This is a genomic window from Pedobacter immunditicola, assembly GCF_037482985.1.
GTDB classification, from domain to species: Bacteria; Bacteroidota; Bacteroidia; order Sphingobacteriales; family Sphingobacteriaceae; genus Pedobacter; species Pedobacter immunditicola.
In genome coordinates this window covers 336,372-351,480 of record NZ_JBBHKC010000005.1, presented here as the reverse complement: position 1 = coordinate 351,480, position 15,109 = coordinate 336,372, and the positions used below count along the sequence as shown (strand labels likewise).

Sequence of the window (15,109 nt, the reverse complement as noted above, 5' to 3'; positions counted from 1 at the left end):
GGTAGGTAATGCAGTAATCTGTATAAGTGAAGAAAAATAGATCGGAAAAATATATGAAATGATCAAAACCCAATATCTTCAAAAGAGTGCTTTAATCACCTCTCCCTTTCTTATCACGTTTTTTGCGTTTTTCTCCATCCTTTTCTCTACGCTTTTGTGCTTTTTCTCTACTTTTTTCCTCCCACTTATTACGCTCATAACTATTTTTCGACTCTTCCCGATACTGCTCGTCTCCTTTTCTGTCCTCATCTTTTTTCCTTTTATCTTCTTTGGGGAGTTTATAATAAACATTACTGTAATATTCTTCTTCCTGTACCGGCTCACTGTAGATGCAGGTAAGTTTATTCTGAGTTTCGATATTTAAAGCAGCAAAACGTGAGTTGAAATGATGTTTTCCAAAAGATGTATTGGAATACTGTGAAATAAATTTGCCCCATACAGGCAACGCGGTATTCGCTCCCTGACCAAGCTTTAAGGTCCTGAACCTCACAGAGGGATTTTCGCCACCTACCCAAACACCAGTGACTAATCCAGGTTTAATGCCGATAAACCAGCCATCAGATTGATTTTGGGTTGTGCCGGTTTTCCCAGCAATATCCATTTTCAACCCGTATTCTGTACGTAAGCGACGTGCACTACCTTCTTCAACAACTGCCCGCATCATCAGAATTATTGTAGCAGCATTATTTGGCTCCATGACTTCTTCAGACTGCTCTTTTTCGTATTCATGCAATACATCGCCTTCCGTATTAGTAATTTTCGTAAAATACACCGGATGAGAACGCTGCCCTTTATTTGCAAGCGTGGAGTATGCTGTCACCATCTCTATCAACGAAATTTCGGCGCTGCCAAGTGCTATGGATTGTACTTTTGGCAACTCGGATTCAATACCAAGATCATGAGCTAAGGAAATAGTTTTTGACACCCCTACTTCATTAATTATATGTGCGGAGATGGTATTTACCGAATGTGCTAAAGCCTGTACCATGGTATATAAACCGCCATATTCTCCGTCCGCATTTTTTGGCGTCCAATCATCATCATAGGTTTCCTGCTTGTTCTCAAAAGTCTAATGAATTTCTTAAGTCGTCGAGTTTATACATGAAGTTTTTTAGCGATTTATCAAACCCTATGTCGATAAATACGAGGGGCGTAATAAAAGCAAACAATATTATATCAAATAAACATAATATCTTGCTGTTGTGCGCTCATTTACAGTCGTCTATTTTTTAATGTGCTCATATATACCTGATTGAATAATTACTTAATGGACCTTCGTAGATAGAAGAAAGTTCATGACCACCGCAGGATACAAAATACCAGCAGTTGAAAGGAAAGCAGAAAACATTTTACCATTTTTACAGCATGAAAAGTCCGGAAAAATCACCGCGCCCTTTAACCATAAATTTCAATCAACTTGACCAGATTTCTTTGGAAAAAGACTTTGAAAAGGAGGATTACTTGATTGTCATCGCCGGAAGGGTGAAGGGCACTTACTCGATTGATTTCCATGAATATGTTTTTCAGCAGAACAGCATCGTTATGATTTCGAAGAATCAAAATGTAAGCTTCACCTTTGATGGGAATGAACAGCAATTTATCGCTTTAACATTTACCCAGGACTATTTAAAAAATGCTGACGAAAACATACTCAAAATGCTCTCATTTTGTATAAGGGAACATTATGAGGGTAAGCAAATTCTCCGCATGGTTGATAAGGACTTTGAATATCTTGAAAAGTTGAGCAGCCAGCTTCTTGAAATAGACAAAAACCTCCATTCAGCTATCCGCTGGCCATCAAGCTTTCATTTTCTTCAGCTCATTTTGATTTACTGCGCAAATTTATACACCAAACAGTCGGTCGATACCATCAAAGGTTACACCAAGGTAGTCGGAGATTTTACAACATTACTGGAATCGAATTTTCGAAGCACCCAAAAAGTTCATTTTTATACAGAAGGATTAAACCTCACCTACAACTCATTAGCCCGCTATACAAGTAGCTATTGCAACAAAACCCCCAAGGCGATCATTACCGAGCGGTTAATTTTAGAAATTAAACGTCTTCTTGCTGGAACAGACACTCCTATTAAAGAGATCTCCTACCACCTTGGTTTTGATGAACCCACCAACCTGGTGAAATATTTTAAAAAGTTCACTGGATCCACACCTTCTCAGTTTCGCGAAACGAGTAAAAATTACCATCCTTTGTAAAGTTTTCACCTTTACCAGCTATGTTTTGCAGGCGACCTTTGCTTCATACAAAACATAGAAATCATGCCATATATCAACATTAAGATTACGGATACAGGAGTTACCCGTGAACAGAAAGCGCAGCTGATAGCAGGAGCTACAGAACTTGTGGTAAAAGTGCTTAACAAAAAGCCTGAAACCACTTTTGTAATTATCGATGAAATTAACACCGATAATTGGGGAATCGGGCACAAACAAGTTTCAGCACTTTAAGACTCAACGGATGAAAACAATTATTATCACAGGAGCTTCCAGCGGAATTGGTAAAGGAATAGCTAAACTCTTTATAGACCAGAAATGGAACGTCGTGCTAAACTCTCTTTCGGAGGATAAACTAAATAAAACTTTTGAAGAATTCGGCTCGCCAGAAAATGCGATTTTGGTAGCGGGAGACATTGGCGACAAAGGCACCGGGCAAAAACTCGTTGATACTGCGCTGGAGCGCTTTGGCGCCGTAGATGTACTCGTTAATAATGCAGGCGTATTTGAGCCGAAGCCATTTTTGGATGTTGAAGAAAGCGACCTGGATAAGTTCTTTAAGACTAACCTAAAAGGAACTTACTTTACTACGCAGGCTTCAATAAAAGCCATGCTCCTGAAAAACGATGGATTGGTCATCAATATCGGGACCGTTCTGGTAGATCATGCCATTGCAGGATTTCCGGCTACGGCGCCCCTTACCAGTAAGGGAGGCATCCATGCACTAACTAAACAGCTTGCTGCAGAATTCGGCAAAAGTAATATCCGCGTAAATACCATTGCTCCAGGGATTATCAGATCTCCACTGCAATCGAAGATAGGCGTGGAAGACGCAGACTCGCTGGCTGGTTTACACCTGGTCGACAGGATTGGCGAAGTGGAAGATATTGCAAAGGCCTGCTTCTATCTGGCCAATAGCAATTTCATCACCGGAGTAACTTTAAACGTTGACGGGGGCCATGTGGCCGGGCATTAATTAAATTTAATTTATGACAATAGCCTGCTTACGTCTTCCATTTCCATAAAAACAGGAATCAGCACTCTTCCTCTGTTCGACAAGGTGTATTCAATATGCAAAGGTTTTTCTTTTGTTTGTTTGAAACCATCAGATGTGGCATCTCATTGCGAAGAAGCCGGAGATTACTACGAAATGCCGATTGATGGCGATGTTTGGTTTGAAGACCCTTTTGATTCTTCCTACCCACCATCTATTGCTGTGAAGGCCGCAGAACTTCAGGGGAAAGAGAAAGGTGTTTCTTTCATGCGTAGAGTAAGGGAAATGCTTTTCCTGGAAAAGAAAAACATCACTAAATGGGAACATTTGCAGCAAGCTGCCCGGGAAATTGGATTAGATACCTTCCAGTTTAAAGCAGATTATGAAAAAGAATTTGCCGTGTTGACAGAGAACAGCCTTGAAAGTGCAGAGCAAATACTTCATGGATTGCTTGATGAAGGAAAAGTGCGCCAATTTAAAAGCAAAAATGGTGTACTTTGGATAGGGAAGCCATAAAGGGAATACGCTAACAAGGGCATCATCCGTAGAAATACATGGTGTCCTTGAATTTTGAAATGATCCTTGTTAGTCGTCCAGCCCTTTTCCGTCGAGAATTCGCTGCACATATTTCTCAATTCTTGCCTCTCGTGTCTTTCTTTGTTTGGCCGCAGAAAAATAAAGCAAATAACCTCTTTGTCGACCTGGCGTCAATGCTTGAAAAGCGATTTTCAATTCAGGCATATCTTCTAACAAATACTGAAATTCATCAGCCATTTTAAATTCTGATGTTTTTTTAAGTTCAACTTTCATACCCCCTTTTTCAAGCTCAATAGCTTCAAGAATATAATCTTTGATGGTATCCCGAAGTTTTAAAATCTCTGCAAGGCTTGTGAAACGGATTTGTCTTCTGTCTTGAACATTTTCCGTTTGCTGAATTAGAATACCTTCTCTATCTTTTAATAAAACGCCTTTGAAAAATAGAAGCGCGACATAGTCTTTGAAACCGTGAATTAAAACTACATTTTTACCTTGAAAGGAATAGCAGGGATGCATCCATTTAAAGTATTCGTCTAATTTACATTCCAGAACAAGTGTTCTTAATAACCTCATCTCCTCCTGCCATTTCTTTGCTTTATCTAAGAACAAATCAACCTTTGCGTTTAAATTATTCATCGTTAATGTTTTAGGTAATTAAACGGATTTTATCCATTAATGATCGTTTCCATCATTTTGTGATGGTTATTTAGAAAATATTTTGTGACCATATAATGCTCCGTTTCTTCATATCTTACTTGTTTAATTCCAAATTCATTAAGCTGATAAATGGTGGCGTTAGGATAGGCTAACAAAATCGGTGAGTGCGTAGCGATAATAAATTGGGATTGTTCTTTTACGAGTTTGTCAATAACAGCAAGGGCCTCCAGTTGCCGGGAAGGCGAAAGCGCCGCTTCTGGTTCATCAAAAATATACAGACCTTTTCCTTTAAGTTTCAGGGTTAAGGTAATCATAAAAGACTCTCCATGAGATCGTTTATGAAGAGATTTCCCACCATATTCTTCCAAGTATCCCACCTCCTCCATATAGGTAGCGACGTTATAGAAACTTTCTGCCCTCAAAAAATAGTAATCAGCAGGTCTTCTGAAGCTCTTCACATTCTTGAGATAGTTGAATAGCTGTGAGCCATTGTTATGTGTTTGAAATTGAACGTTTTTGGTACCACCCTCAATACCAAAACCAAGACTTAACGCTATCGCTTCGATCAGCGTTGATTTACCTGACCCGTTTTCCCCTACAATGAAAGTGACATCAGGATGGAATTTTAGCGTTGATAGATTTGAAACAGCAGGAATGTTGAAAGGATATGCATCGAATGATGGAATTAAATCTCTTTTAAGACTTATTTCCTTTAAGTAGGGTTTTGCTTCCATAGTCATCACATAAGTAATCCTGTTAAACTTTAATTTCTCCCGTCACATTGTAAGAAACAATAAATATATAGAAACAATTATTTATTGCAACGCTTCTACATATGCTACGTGAATTCCTATAAAACAATCATCCATACAACCTTTTTCTACATATCCACAAGAAGAGATGATGCCGTTATTTTTTGCTTCGAAATAAGTGTCTGCATCTTTTCTTTTTAATAACCAATCTGTCTTAGCCTTTTCATAAACTTGATCTAACGTTAAAGCCTCAGGGACATTGTGGGTGTTGATTTCGTTTTCATTTTCCGTCCACTCCCTCATTTCTGCAGGAAGATTAACGGTTCCTTCTAATGAAGTATATTTAAAATGACGCTGTGTAATTTTTCCATTTTTGATGGTAATGACTGTTTCAGTTGAAGAACCAAACACGGAACCTTGAGCTACCATATAGCGATAAGAATTATTTGATGATTGCTTAAAACTCAACCAGGCTTTATGGCTATTACCAAAATCATTATCGTATTCGATGTCACTTTTCTCGCAAGCAGTAAGTAAAGCTCCCATTAATAAAAGGGTGAAAATGAAAAATTTTGTCTTCATAATTATAGTAATTTAAGGTTAATGCTCATTTAGTTACTTAAACAGGTGAGTAAGCTATTGTGCTACACTTACCTATAATTATTTCTAAAAACAGGTGGTTTTGGTTTTACTTCCATAATCGTTGCGTAATGTCGTTATGGATATCTGGAATAAAGACAACTTCATAATTGCTGACTTACGAAGCAAACCAATTAAAAGTGGAATTGCTTGGGGTAAATTTAGTACCAATATTAAAAAAGGACTTCTATCAAGACTATTCGGGCGATAATGATAGTTGAACGAAGAATTCCAGCAGCGAAAAAGCATATAGCAAAAAAGCGGGTTCAGTTCTTAAATGAAAGTTTTTTTTCGTATCAAGTTCATATCTAGTAAACAGTTTATGCCTAGAAATCCGCTGGCTCGCAAAACGCCAAAATGTTACCAGTAATGAATATCCTCATTATTCCCTGGCATCCTAAAGTGATGCAGTTTGAGGTTACACCTGTGCTTATAGGTGTTCTCTCTGGTCGCGATTTACTCGAAAAGGCTAAATCGCTTATTTTAAATGATTAAGGCATGGCTATTAAACCTTACCAAGATTAGCAATAAAAGGAAATTGAATTGCTAACTTTAGTTATCCAATTAAATCGCGTATGAAAAGCAAATGTATGCTGTTCGTAGTTCTTTTGGCATTAACGGTTATGAAAAGTGCCTTCGCTCAATTAAATAACGCCGCAATAACTGGTGCATGGCAAATCAAAGAAGCAGACAAAGAACAGGTATTGATTTTCCAGGACGGATTCTTCTTTCATACGGCTTACAACAAAAACGAAAAGCGCTTTATTTACAGTCGTGGCGGAACATATACGCACCATGCGGATACATTAAACTGTAAGATTTCTTTTAATTCAGTGAATAAAGAAGAGGTCGGGAAGCAGTTCAGCGCAAAGTATTCAATTGCCGACCATACGGTTCATCTATTCATCAATGGGGAAACACAAAATTGGCAGCGACTAGATGATAGTTCTGCACCCCTGGCTGGTGTATGGCGAATTACTTCGCGTATGCAGGATGGTCAACTGACTCCCATTCATCAGACGGGGTCAAGACAGACCTATAAAATTCTTACCGGCACTCGCTTTCAGTGGGCAGCAATAGATCCTGATAAAAAAGAATTCTCAGGAACCGGAGGGGGTACCTATACCTTCACAAATGGAAAATACGTGGAAGCTATTGAATTTTTCTCACGTGACAGCTCACGTGTAGGTGCTTCCCTGACCTTTGATGGGAAGCTAGAAAATGGCGAATGGCATCATAGTGGCCGAAGCTCGAAAGGTGATCCGATTTATGAAATATGGAGCCGGGTGAGATGAGTTAACCGTACACTGCAATTCCATCACCCCTTCGGCCGAATTAACGAGTAAATCACATCATCTAAAAACTCACCATTATAATACGTTTTCTCTTTAAAATGAGCTTCTTTCACAAAATTATTCCGCTGCAACAAATTCTCCGAAGCCGTATTTAAGGGATCAATCAGTGCTTCCAGGGAATGGAACTTCAATGTATTAAAAGCATAATCAATGACGGTTTTCAAAGCCTCATCAGCAATACCTTTTCCATGAAACACAGGATTAAGGATATAACCAATTTCAGTCCTGTAATTTTCAGGCTGTATATTTACCAGGCAGATCATGCCGATCAGCCTGTCCTTTCCTTTTTCAGTAATGGCCCAGTTGATGGATTGATTGGCAGCGAGGCCCCGGTTGATCACTTCAATATGGTTCAAGGCGTCCTGCAAATCTTTAGCCAATGGCCGGGGTATGTATTTCATTACCCCGGCATCCGACCGCAATAAAAAAACTTCCTTTACATCCGTTTCATTTACCTTTCTAAGCTTCAAACGAGCAGATTCCAGTTCGGGAAATGGTTTAAAATTGATTTGCAGCATAACAGCATTTTTATACCTTAAGCTTAGGGATTTCTTTTAACACGGCCAAAAGAAAAGGCCAATATTTTTGCACAGAAGAAATCTGTACCCGTTCATCCGGCGAATGTGCTCCAAGGATGGTAGGTCCGAAAGAAATCATATCCATGCCCGGTAAATGACCACCCAAAATACCACATTCCAATCCGGCATGACAAGCCTCCACCCTGGGCGCCTCAGCAAAGCGTTCCTGGTATAAATTAACCATCAATCTCAATATCTCCGAATCAGGATCAGGCTTCCAACCAGGATAATCACCATTTCTTGTCACCGTGAAGCCGATGTTTTCGAAAGCCGCACCGACAGCATTCGCTACATCCGCCTTCGTGCTTTCCACACTGCTGCGTTGCAAAGACTGGGTAATAAACTGTCCATCCTTGATGATCACCCTGGCCAGATTGGTAGAGGCTTCGACCAAGTTGCTGATATCAGGACTCATGCGAAAAACACCATTTGGTACGGCATAAATTGCATTCACAATTTTCACAAGATCGGGCATATCCATCACCACTTGAGGCATTGCGCATTCTTCAACCGTGATAGCTAAAGCAGGCTCTACGGTTTGGTATTCTTCTCTTAATATGGTAGAGAAAATGCCAACTAGGGCTAAAAATTCCAGTTTCTGTGCAACAGGTAACACTACAACAGCCCTAGATTCCCTTGGAATGGCATTTCTTAAACTTCCGCCATCAAGTTCATGAACATGGAGCGACAAAGTCTTTAAGCCTTCGTAGAACAGACGGTTCATCAGTTTATTGGCATTAGCACGTCCTTTGTGGATATCCATTCCCGAATGCCCGCCGGTTAATCCCTTCACGTTGATTTCAAACGCGATTCCATTTTTATCAGCCGCCACATGGGTATAGGTATACGTGGTATTGGTATCTACGCCACCGGCACAGCCGATCGTCAGTTCATCATCTGCTTCCGTATCCAGGTTCAATAAAATAGAGCCTGTAAAATTTGCCGGATCCAATTGCTTTGCGCCGGTCATCCCCGTTTCTTCATCAATGGTAAACATGGCTTCTAAAGCAGGATGAGCAATTGACGTACTTTCCAGCAGGGCCATAATGGTGGCTACACCAATGCCATTATCAGCACCAAGAGTAGTGCCGCGTGCTTTTACCCAGTCACCTTCAACAAACATATCAATCCCTTGCGTATCGAAATCGAAAACTGTATCACTATTTTTTTGGTGCACCATATCCAGGTGAGATTGTAAAACCACCGTTTGGCGGTCCTCCATCCCTTTGCTGGCCGGTTTTTTAATCACCACATTTCCTGCAGGATCTTGGATAGTCTCCAGACCTAAACGTTCCCCAAAACTGCGCATAAAAGCAATCACACGTTCTTCCTTTTTTGAAGCACGTGGTACAGCGTTTAAATCTGCAAAATTGCGCCAAAGTTCCTGAGGTTCTAAATTTTTGATATCCATAAGCCGATTAACAAGTGTTTTTTGTAATAAGGTAAAGTTATAAAACTAATGATATTTGTCTTGATGTGAAATAATAGTTCAGTTTGATTTTCTTCAGTTGGTAGGCTGGATAAAGCTCGCTAAAGATCCATGGTACCCCTAGATCCACTATCACCTATCAGTCATGACTCCCTCACCTGAATTCACTTTGCCTTTTAACGAATAACCACCTGATTAGCCATTTGATTTCAACCAAGCATTGACTCATTTTTAGTGAAAGCTCAACTATTTGTATACATTTGCATCGCTTTTGGTTCCTACCCTGCACAAACAGGATGGATTAAAAGGGAATCTGGTGTAAATCCAGAACTGTCCCGCAGCTGTAAGCTCCAATAACTAAGGTATAATCAAAAGGTCACTGTTCAAATTTTGAATGGGAAGGCCATACCGAGGGGAGCAAGTCAGAATACCTGCCATCGCATTATATAATTCATAGCTTTCGGGGATTGAAGCTGGAATGAAGATGCCGTAGGCATTTCCATTTTCAGTATGCTCTATGCCGTTTGCTTTGCAAGGGTATCGACATGGAAAAACTAACAATTACAGTACTTCTCTTCTTCATTGCAGCATTAGGCTTGGTGTTTTTGTGTCCTGACGCCGCTGCACAGCAGCCGGATTCAGTGAAGGTCCGGAGCCTTAAGGAAGTGCGGGTGCAGGGTAAAATAAACTCCATCAGAAATACTTCGGCAACTCCTGCACAGGTAATTGGAGGTGAAGCCTTACAACGACTCAATAGCTTTTCTGTTGCCGATGCCCTCCGCTATTTTAGCGGTGTTCAGCTCAAAGATTATGGCGGGGTTGGCGGACTAAAGACGGTTAACGTAAGAAGTCTGGGCAGCAATCACACGACCGTCTTTTATGATGGCGTCCAGATGGGAAATGCCCAAAACGGACAGGTAGACCTCGGCCGGTTTTCTCTTGACAACCTGGAGGAAGTGGCGCTTTATAATGGCCAAAAAAGCGATATTTTCCAGCCTGCCAGATCTTTTTCTGCTGCAAGTTCAATCTATATGCGCAGCAGGATACCAAAATTTGCGGATGGGAAATCCTCGAACATAGGGTTGGGCTATAAGGGCGGTTCTTTCGGACTGCTGAACCCATCTCTTTTATACGAACAGAAGATTACTGCACGAACCGCTGCCTCATTGAGCACAGAATGGGTAAATTCACACGGGCAGTATAAGTTCCGTTATACCAATGGCGTTTATGATACCACCGCTTTACGCAACAATACCGACATCAACGCGTATAGGATGGAGGCTGGATTAAACGGCCAGCTAAGGGATAGCTCAAATTGGTCGGTAAAAGCCTATGGCTATACTTCTGCCAGAGGACTTCCCGGTGCGATTGTGTCCAATAGGTTCAACTATAACCAGCGCCAGTGGGACCGTAATCTTTTTCTGCAGGGGCATTTCCAGACGCCTGAAAACCGCAGGTACGGCCTGAAGCTCAACGCAAAATATGCAAACGATTACCTCCGCTACCTGGACCCTGATTTTACAACCCTCAATGGCTTCCAGGATAACAGGTTCCGTCAGCAGGAAATCTACATCTCTGCAGCAAACCGATTTCGCATCCTTCCCATTTGGGATGTTGCTTTTTCTACAGATTATCAGTGGAACACCCTGGATGCGAACCTTTACAGGTTCCCCTACCCGACCAGGCATACTGTACTCAGCTCGGTGGCATCAGCGGTAAAACTTAAAAAGTTCAGCCTTCAGGCATCCCTCCTTGGAACCTTTGTTTTTGACCAGGTAAAAGAGTTTTCCAGTGCCGGAAACAAACAGGAATTCAGCCCCACGGCAATGGCTACTTTTCATCCATTTGACAGCAAAAAACTGATGTTCAGGGCATTTTATAAAAAAATATTCAGGCTCCCCACCTTTAACGATCTCTATTATACCTTCATCGGCAATTCGTTGCTGCGTCCGGAGTTTACAAACCAGTATGACCTGGGAATAACCTATTCCATACAGCCCAAAACTACGGCACTGACCTCGCTTTCGATACAGGCAGATGCTTATTATAACCAGGTGAAGGATAAGATTGTGGCCGTTCCCAGTGCAAACCTGTACCGCTGGACGATGTATAATATCGGCAAGGTTGCTATAAAGGGATTGGAGACAAACGTGCAGTCGGTTTGGGCTGTATCCGCTGGTGTGACTATCAATGTCTCGGCTAGTTATACCTTTCAACAGGCGAGGGATGTGACCGAAGGAAGGAATGACCGATACAATATCCCCTATATGCCGCTTCATAGTGGATCGCTGACTATGGGTGGCGACTGGAAAAAACTGGAGTTGAACTACAGCTACATTTATTCCGGTGAACGCTACAATCAGCTCAGCACGTACCAGAATGCTGTTTACAACCGCATGGAGCCTTGGTATACCCATGATATGGGAATCGGGTACAAGCTGAACGTAATGGGCAGAAAAGCAAAGGTAAATATGGAGGTCAACAATATTTTCAACCAGGACCGGGAGATCATTTCCAACTTCCCCATGCCCAGAAGATTTTACCGTTTCAAGTTAAGCTATACGATATGAGAATAGACAATCAGTGCATTGCATTATTGATGGGCGCTCTTTTGTTGCTTCTTGGCGCATGCAGAAAAGATCCTGCCGTTGCTCCTGAACAGACAGAGACTGCCTTTCCACCAAATCCATCGAGTGTAATCAAGGGCCTGTACCTGCTCAACGAAGGCAACATGAACATGAACAAGGCCTCGCTGGATTTTGTGGACCTCCGAACAGGAAACTACAGGCGCAACATTTATGGCCAGGCCAATCCGGAAGTAACCAAAGGCCTCGGTGATGTTGGGAATGACATCGGCGTCTATGGGTCGAAGCTCTATGTGGTGGTTAACCTATCCAACAAACTGGAAATCCTGGATGTGAAGACTTCCAAAAAGATCAAGCAGATAGACATTACCAATGGCCGCTATGTTACTTTTTACAAGGGCAAGGCTTATGTAAGCGCCTACCTTGGAAAGGTCGGTGACCCAACTGCGCCTAACGGCAGCATTACCGAGATCGACACGGCCACGCTTCAGGTGGAACGAAAGGTTGATGTGGGTAGACAGCCCGAAGAAATGGCGATAGTCGGTGAAAAACTCTATATCGCAAATTCCGGGGGTTATAGCCCACCGAATTACGAAAGGACCATATCGGTCATTGACCTTCATTCTTTTACCGAAATCAAGCGTATAGATGTAGCCATCAACCTCGCCAGACTGAAAGCAGACCGTTATGGTGATCTTTATGTTACCTCCAGGGGCGACTATTACCATATCCCCTCGAAACTTTTCGTCATAGACACCAAAACAGATCAGATCAAAAAGTCATTTGATATCGCAGCGAGCAACCTCTGGATAGATGATGATACGGCATACCTCTATGCGACCGAATGGAGCTATATCCAACAGAAGAATATCATTTCCTATTCGATGATCAATGTAAAGGACGAAACGCTGGTCGATAAAAAATTCATTACCGACGGAACTGATGCGCAGATTAAGATTCCATACGGGATCATGGTAGACCCGCTGACCAAAGAGGTTTATGTGAGCGATGCCAAAGATTACGTCACGCCCGGAACCCTTTATTGCTTCGACGCAAATGGGAATAAAAAGTGGTCAGTCGTTACGGGCGACATTCCCGCACATTTTGCCTTTGTATACTAATACTTATCATCCATATATACTATATCAAAATCATATGAAACTGAAATCTGTAACCGTACTGACCCTTTTATCTGTTGTGCTCCTTTCCTGCAAAAAGGAAAACACAGCAGAGAATGAAAAACCAGTAGCGGAATTATCGCCCTATGTAAATAAGATCTATGAATTTAAGCCGGCTCCGGGGCAGTTTATCAACGATGGTGGCAGCACAGATCTTGCTAAGACTGAAATCCTGATCGGTGCCGTAGGTAATGGCCTGGTTTCCCTTGGCGGATTCGGTGGCTATATCGTTTTCGGATTTGACCACCCGATAACCAATGGTTCCGGAGCAGATCTGGGGATTTATGGCAACCCTTTGGTTGGTGCAGGCATGGAGTTTTCTGAACCCGGCATCGTATGCGTCATGCAGGACCAGAACAAAAACGGCCTGCCGGATGATCAGTGGTATGAGCTGGCAGGAAGCGATTATAGCGCTGCGACCACCATAAAAAATTACAAAATCACCTATCATAGACCCGCCAGTTTAAGTGATGATATCCGGTGGACAGATAACCAGGGTAAGGAAGGACTGATTTTAAGAAACAAGTTCCATGCACAGGATTATTTTCCTGGCTGGACAACCGCAGCTGAGCTATCATTTACGGGCACACTGGTCAGAAGTACATTGACAGCCGGAGATCTTATTAACAATAAGCCATTGGGATTTGGTTATGCCGATAATGGCTCCAATGATTACCTGGCCTTGCAGGAACAGTTGGGCAGGGGCTACAATACCTTCGATATCGACTGGGCCGTTAGTTCCAATGGCAATAAGGTGGCCTTGACCTCAATAGACTTCGTGAAAATCTATACGGCGCAAAACAGTAATGGAAATCCGTTTAGTCCGGATAACAGCAATGAACGTTCCCGCTACATCGGTGAGATTTCGACTGAATTTGCTGGAGCGGTAGATCTTAAACTTTTAAAAAACAAATAAATAATAACATATGAAACACTTCAACTTTAAGCAATTATTCGTAGCGGCATTGCTCCTGGCAACGGGTCTTTCCGCTTGTAAAAAGGACAATGTCGATGATCCACAAATTGACCCGGCAGCGGGCAAATATAAGAATGGGTTCTTTGTGATCAGTGAGGGTTCTTACGCACAAAACGCTGGCACCATCAACTTTTACAGCTACGGCGACGATACACTTTCGACCAGGGTTTATGAAAAAGAAAATCCGGGCAAGATTTTGTCAAATGCAGCTAAAACCAGCAGCCTGCAATTCGCTTCAGTAATCAACGGCAGCATTTACCTGATGAGCAAAATGAATGGGCCGATTGTAAAAGTAAATGCGTTCAGCCTGAAGGAAGAAGCCAGATATGTGCAAGAAACAAGCAACTGGAGAAGCATCATCCCGGTAGAGGGAAACAGAGGTTTGGTGAGTGCAAACGACGGGGTGTATCAAATCGATTTGAACACACTTTCTCTTCAAAATAAATTGACAACAGTTGGCGCCTTAAACACAGGTGATCTATGGAAAAAAGGCGACTATATTTACCTGTTGCAGAGTAATGGTGCCAAAATTGTATCAGCTGGCAATTATTCATTGGTGAAAAGCTTCTCCAATATCAACCGCGGGTTCGCGGAGACACCAAATGGTAAAGTCTGGGCTTCTACGGGCTCCCGTTTAATTTCTATTGATCAGAATTTAGATACCGCTGGTGTAGCTTTATCGGTGACGGTAGGTTCATTTGGTCTTGATGCGCCAACCAGGCTTACCGCATCAACCAAGGAAAATGCAGTGTTCTATCATTCAGGAAAGGCTATCTATAAGTATATAGATGGCAATGCCTCCTCATTAAAACAGCCATTTATCACGATCACCGAGAATCCTTTCATGATTTACGGTGCGATCCGTTATGATAAGAATAAGGATTACATTGTCGTGAACGGTATTCAGGGTTACGGAGCAGCTTCTACTGTAAACTATCTGCTGATCTATAATGCTTCTACCGGTGAGCTGGTAAAAAAGATTAAATATGGTGGTGATGGCGTTACGGTTGATTTCTCTAAGATCTTCTTCCCAGATCTAACGGTTTTTCACTAAACATTTTTTAAACTGAACCCTATTTATACGCTAGAAAATGCCAGATCTGGAAAGCGCTAAGAAATACATAAATATTTTAAAATTATTTTAAGGTTGACACAATATTTGGCTCAACAAAGCGTCTTATATCCGAGAGCGTTAAT

Annotated in this window: 15 protein-coding genes, 2 pseudogenes and 1 riboswitch; of the genes and pseudogenes, 10 read left to right on the top strand and 7 right to left on the bottom strand. The window is 41.7% G+C overall.

The window, feature by feature from the left end:
- Window positions 1-91 precede the first annotated feature (91 nt).
- A pseudogene (locus WG905_RS11020) lies at window positions 92-1,027 on the bottom strand (penicillin-binding transpeptidase domain-containing protein); the annotation flags it as partial.
- A gap of 338 nt (window positions 1,028-1,365) precedes the next feature.
- On the opposite strand from WG905_RS11020, the gene WG905_RS11015 reads away from it, so the two are divergent.
- From WG905_RS11015 to WG905_RS11005, 3 genes are all read left to right on the top strand, one after another.
- Complete coding sequence (locus WG905_RS11015; protein WP_339591766.1) at window positions 1,366-2,214, top strand: helix-turn-helix domain-containing protein; 849 nt, start codon at window positions 1,366-1,368, stop codon at window positions 2,212-2,214.
- A 63-nt stretch (window positions 2,215-2,277) separates the two neighbouring features.
- A complete protein-coding gene (locus WG905_RS11010) occupies window positions 2,278-2,466 on the top strand; it encodes a tautomerase family protein (RefSeq protein WP_339591765.1) in 189 nt (62 codons plus the stop codon).
- A 10-nt stretch (window positions 2,467-2,476) separates the two neighbouring features.
- Window positions 2,477-3,208: an SDR family NAD(P)-dependent oxidoreductase gene (locus tag WG905_RS11005; RefSeq protein WP_339591764.1), complete on the top strand. Its 732-nt coding sequence runs from the start codon at window positions 2,477-2,479 to the stop codon at window positions 3,206-3,208.
- 11 nt (window positions 3,209-3,219) lie between these two features.
- Here the strand turns inward: WG905_RS11005 and WG905_RS19525 are convergent.
- Window positions 3,220-3,312 (bottom strand): annotated as a pseudogene (locus tag WG905_RS19525) (hypothetical protein); the annotation flags it as partial.
- A gap of 16 nt (window positions 3,313-3,328) precedes the next feature.
- Here WG905_RS19525 and WG905_RS11000 point away from each other — a divergent pair.
- On the top strand, window positions 3,329-3,742 hold the full coding sequence (locus WG905_RS11000) for a DsbA family protein (RefSeq protein WP_339591763.1): 414 nt from the start codon (window positions 3,329-3,331) through the stop codon (window positions 3,740-3,742).
- Window positions 3,743-3,811: 69 nt separating this feature from the next.
- Here WG905_RS11000 and WG905_RS10995 read toward each other — a convergent pair whose 3' ends face one another.
- The 3 genes from WG905_RS10995 to WG905_RS10985 all read right to left on the bottom strand — a co-directional run bounded on the left by WG905_RS10995 (window position 3,812) and on the right by WG905_RS10985 (window position 5,754).
- Window positions 3,812-4,399 carry a YdeI/OmpD-associated family protein gene (locus tag WG905_RS10995; RefSeq protein ID WP_339591762.1) on the bottom strand — a complete coding sequence of 196 codons (588 nt, stop codon included), beginning with the start codon at window positions 4,397-4,399 and terminating at the stop codon, window positions 3,812-3,814.
- A 29-nt stretch (window positions 4,400-4,428) separates the two neighbouring features.
- Window positions 4,429-5,154: an AAA family ATPase gene (locus tag WG905_RS10990; protein WP_339591761.1), complete on the bottom strand. Its 726-nt coding sequence runs from the start codon at window positions 5,152-5,154 to the stop codon at window positions 4,429-4,431.
- An 81-nt stretch (window positions 5,155-5,235) separates the two neighbouring features.
- Window positions 5,236-5,754: a hypothetical protein gene (locus WG905_RS10985; protein ID WP_339591760.1), complete on the bottom strand. Its 519-nt coding sequence runs from the start codon at window positions 5,752-5,754 to the stop codon at window positions 5,236-5,238.
- Window positions 5,755-6,180: 426 nt separating this feature from the next.
- Between WG905_RS10985 and WG905_RS10980 the strand changes: the two genes are divergently transcribed.
- Both WG905_RS10980 and WG905_RS10975 read left to right on the top strand, forming a co-directional pair.
- The gene (locus WG905_RS10980; protein ID WP_339591759.1) at window positions 6,181-6,306 is read left to right on the top strand and encodes a hypothetical protein; all 126 of its coding nucleotides are present in this window, start codon (window positions 6,181-6,183) and stop codon (window positions 6,304-6,306) included.
- A gap of 80 nt (window positions 6,307-6,386) precedes the next feature.
- Window positions 6,387-7,106 carry a hypothetical protein gene (locus WG905_RS10975; protein WP_339591758.1) on the top strand — a complete coding sequence of 240 codons (720 nt, stop codon included), beginning with the start codon at window positions 6,387-6,389 and terminating at the stop codon, window positions 7,104-7,106.
- A gap of 23 nt (window positions 7,107-7,129) precedes the next feature.
- On the opposite strand, the gene WG905_RS10970 is transcribed toward WG905_RS10975, so the two are convergent.
- Window positions 7,130-7,684 (bottom strand): GNAT family N-acetyltransferase, encoded by a 555-nt coding sequence (locus WG905_RS10970; protein ID WP_339591757.1) that lies wholly within the window; start codon window positions 7,682-7,684, stop codon window positions 7,130-7,132.
- Between the two features lie 10 nt (window positions 7,685-7,694).
- Window positions 7,695-9,155, bottom strand: a complete 1,461-nt coding sequence (locus WG905_RS10965) for an aminoacyl-histidine dipeptidase (protein WP_339591756.1) — start codon at window positions 9,153-9,155, stop codon at window positions 7,695-7,697.
- Window positions 9,156-9,427: 272 nt separating this feature from the next.
- Window positions 9,428-9,626: riboswitch (cobalamin riboswitch) on the top strand.
- A 92-nt stretch (window positions 9,627-9,718) separates the two neighbouring features.
- Between WG905_RS10965 and WG905_RS10960 the strand changes: the two genes are divergently transcribed.
- From WG905_RS10960 to WG905_RS10945, 4 genes are read left to right on the top strand one after another with little or no spacing between them, the layout of a single operon-like run.
- The gene (locus tag WG905_RS10960; protein WP_339591755.1) at window positions 9,719-11,743 is read left to right on the top strand and encodes a TonB-dependent receptor; all 2,025 of its coding nucleotides are present in this window, start codon (window positions 9,719-9,721) and stop codon (window positions 11,741-11,743) included.
- The gene (locus WG905_RS10955; RefSeq protein ID WP_339591754.1) at window positions 11,740-12,879 is read left to right on the top strand and encodes a YncE family protein; all 1,140 of its coding nucleotides are present in this window, start codon (window positions 11,740-11,742) and stop codon (window positions 12,877-12,879) included. Before WG905_RS10960 ends, WG905_RS10955 begins: the two co-directional genes overlap by 4 nt.
- Before the next feature lie 34 nt (window positions 12,880-12,913).
- A complete protein-coding gene (locus tag WG905_RS10950) occupies window positions 12,914-13,852 on the top strand; it encodes a PKD domain-containing protein (protein WP_339591753.1) in 939 nt (312 codons plus the stop codon).
- Window positions 13,853-13,862: 10 nt separating this feature from the next.
- Window positions 13,863-14,966, top strand: coding sequence for a DUF5074 domain-containing protein (locus WG905_RS10945; RefSeq protein ID WP_339591752.1), 1,104 nt, complete (start codon window positions 13,863-13,865; stop codon window positions 14,964-14,966).
- Window positions 14,967-15,109 lie beyond the last annotated feature (143 nt).

Bases quoted from the DNA above. Each gene is read 5' to 3' on its own strand.
- WG905_RS10955 (WP_339591754.1), top strand. From the start codon at position 11,740: ATGAGAATAGACAATCAGTGCATTGCATTATTGATGGGCGCTCTTTTG.
- WG905_RS10970 (WP_339591757.1), bottom strand. From the start codon at position 7,684: ATGCTGCAAATCAATTTTAAACCATTTCCCGAACTGGAATCTGCTCGT.
- WG905_RS10985 (WP_339591760.1), bottom strand. From the start codon at position 5,754: ATGAAGACAAAATTTTTCATTTTCACCCTTTTATTAATGGGAGCTTTA.
- WG905_RS10960 (WP_339591755.1), top strand. From the start codon at position 9,719: ATGGAAAAACTAACAATTACAGTACTTCTCTTCTTCATTGCAGCATTA.
- WG905_RS11010 (WP_339591765.1), top strand. From the start codon at position 2,278: ATGCCATATATCAACATTAAGATTACGGATACAGGAGTTACCCGTGAA.
- WG905_RS10945 (WP_339591752.1), top strand. From the start codon at position 13,863: ATGAAACACTTCAACTTTAAGCAATTATTCGTAGCGGCATTGCTCCTG.
- WG905_RS10990 (WP_339591761.1), bottom strand. From the start codon at position 5,154: ATGGAAGCAAAACCCTACTTAAAGGAAATAAGTCTTAAAAGAGATTTA.
- WG905_RS10980 (WP_339591759.1), top strand. From the start codon at position 6,181: ATGAATATCCTCATTATTCCCTGGCATCCTAAAGTGATGCAGTTTGAG.
- WG905_RS10965 (WP_339591756.1), bottom strand. From the start codon at position 9,155: ATGGATATCAAAAATTTAGAACCTCAGGAACTTTGGCGCAATTTTGCA.
- WG905_RS11005 (WP_339591764.1), top strand. From the start codon at position 2,477: ATGAAAACAATTATTATCACAGGAGCTTCCAGCGGAATTGGTAAAGGA.
- WG905_RS10975 (WP_339591758.1), top strand. From the start codon at position 6,387: ATGAAAAGCAAATGTATGCTGTTCGTAGTTCTTTTGGCATTAACGGTT.
- WG905_RS11015 (WP_339591766.1), top strand. From the start codon at position 1,366: ATGAAAAGTCCGGAAAAATCACCGCGCCCTTTAACCATAAATTTCAAT.
- WG905_RS10995 (WP_339591762.1), bottom strand. From the start codon at position 4,399: ATGAATAATTTAAACGCAAAGGTTGATTTGTTCTTAGATAAAGCAAAG.
- WG905_RS10950 (WP_339591753.1), top strand. From the start codon at position 12,914: ATGAAACTGAAATCTGTAACCGTACTGACCCTTTTATCTGTTGTGCTC.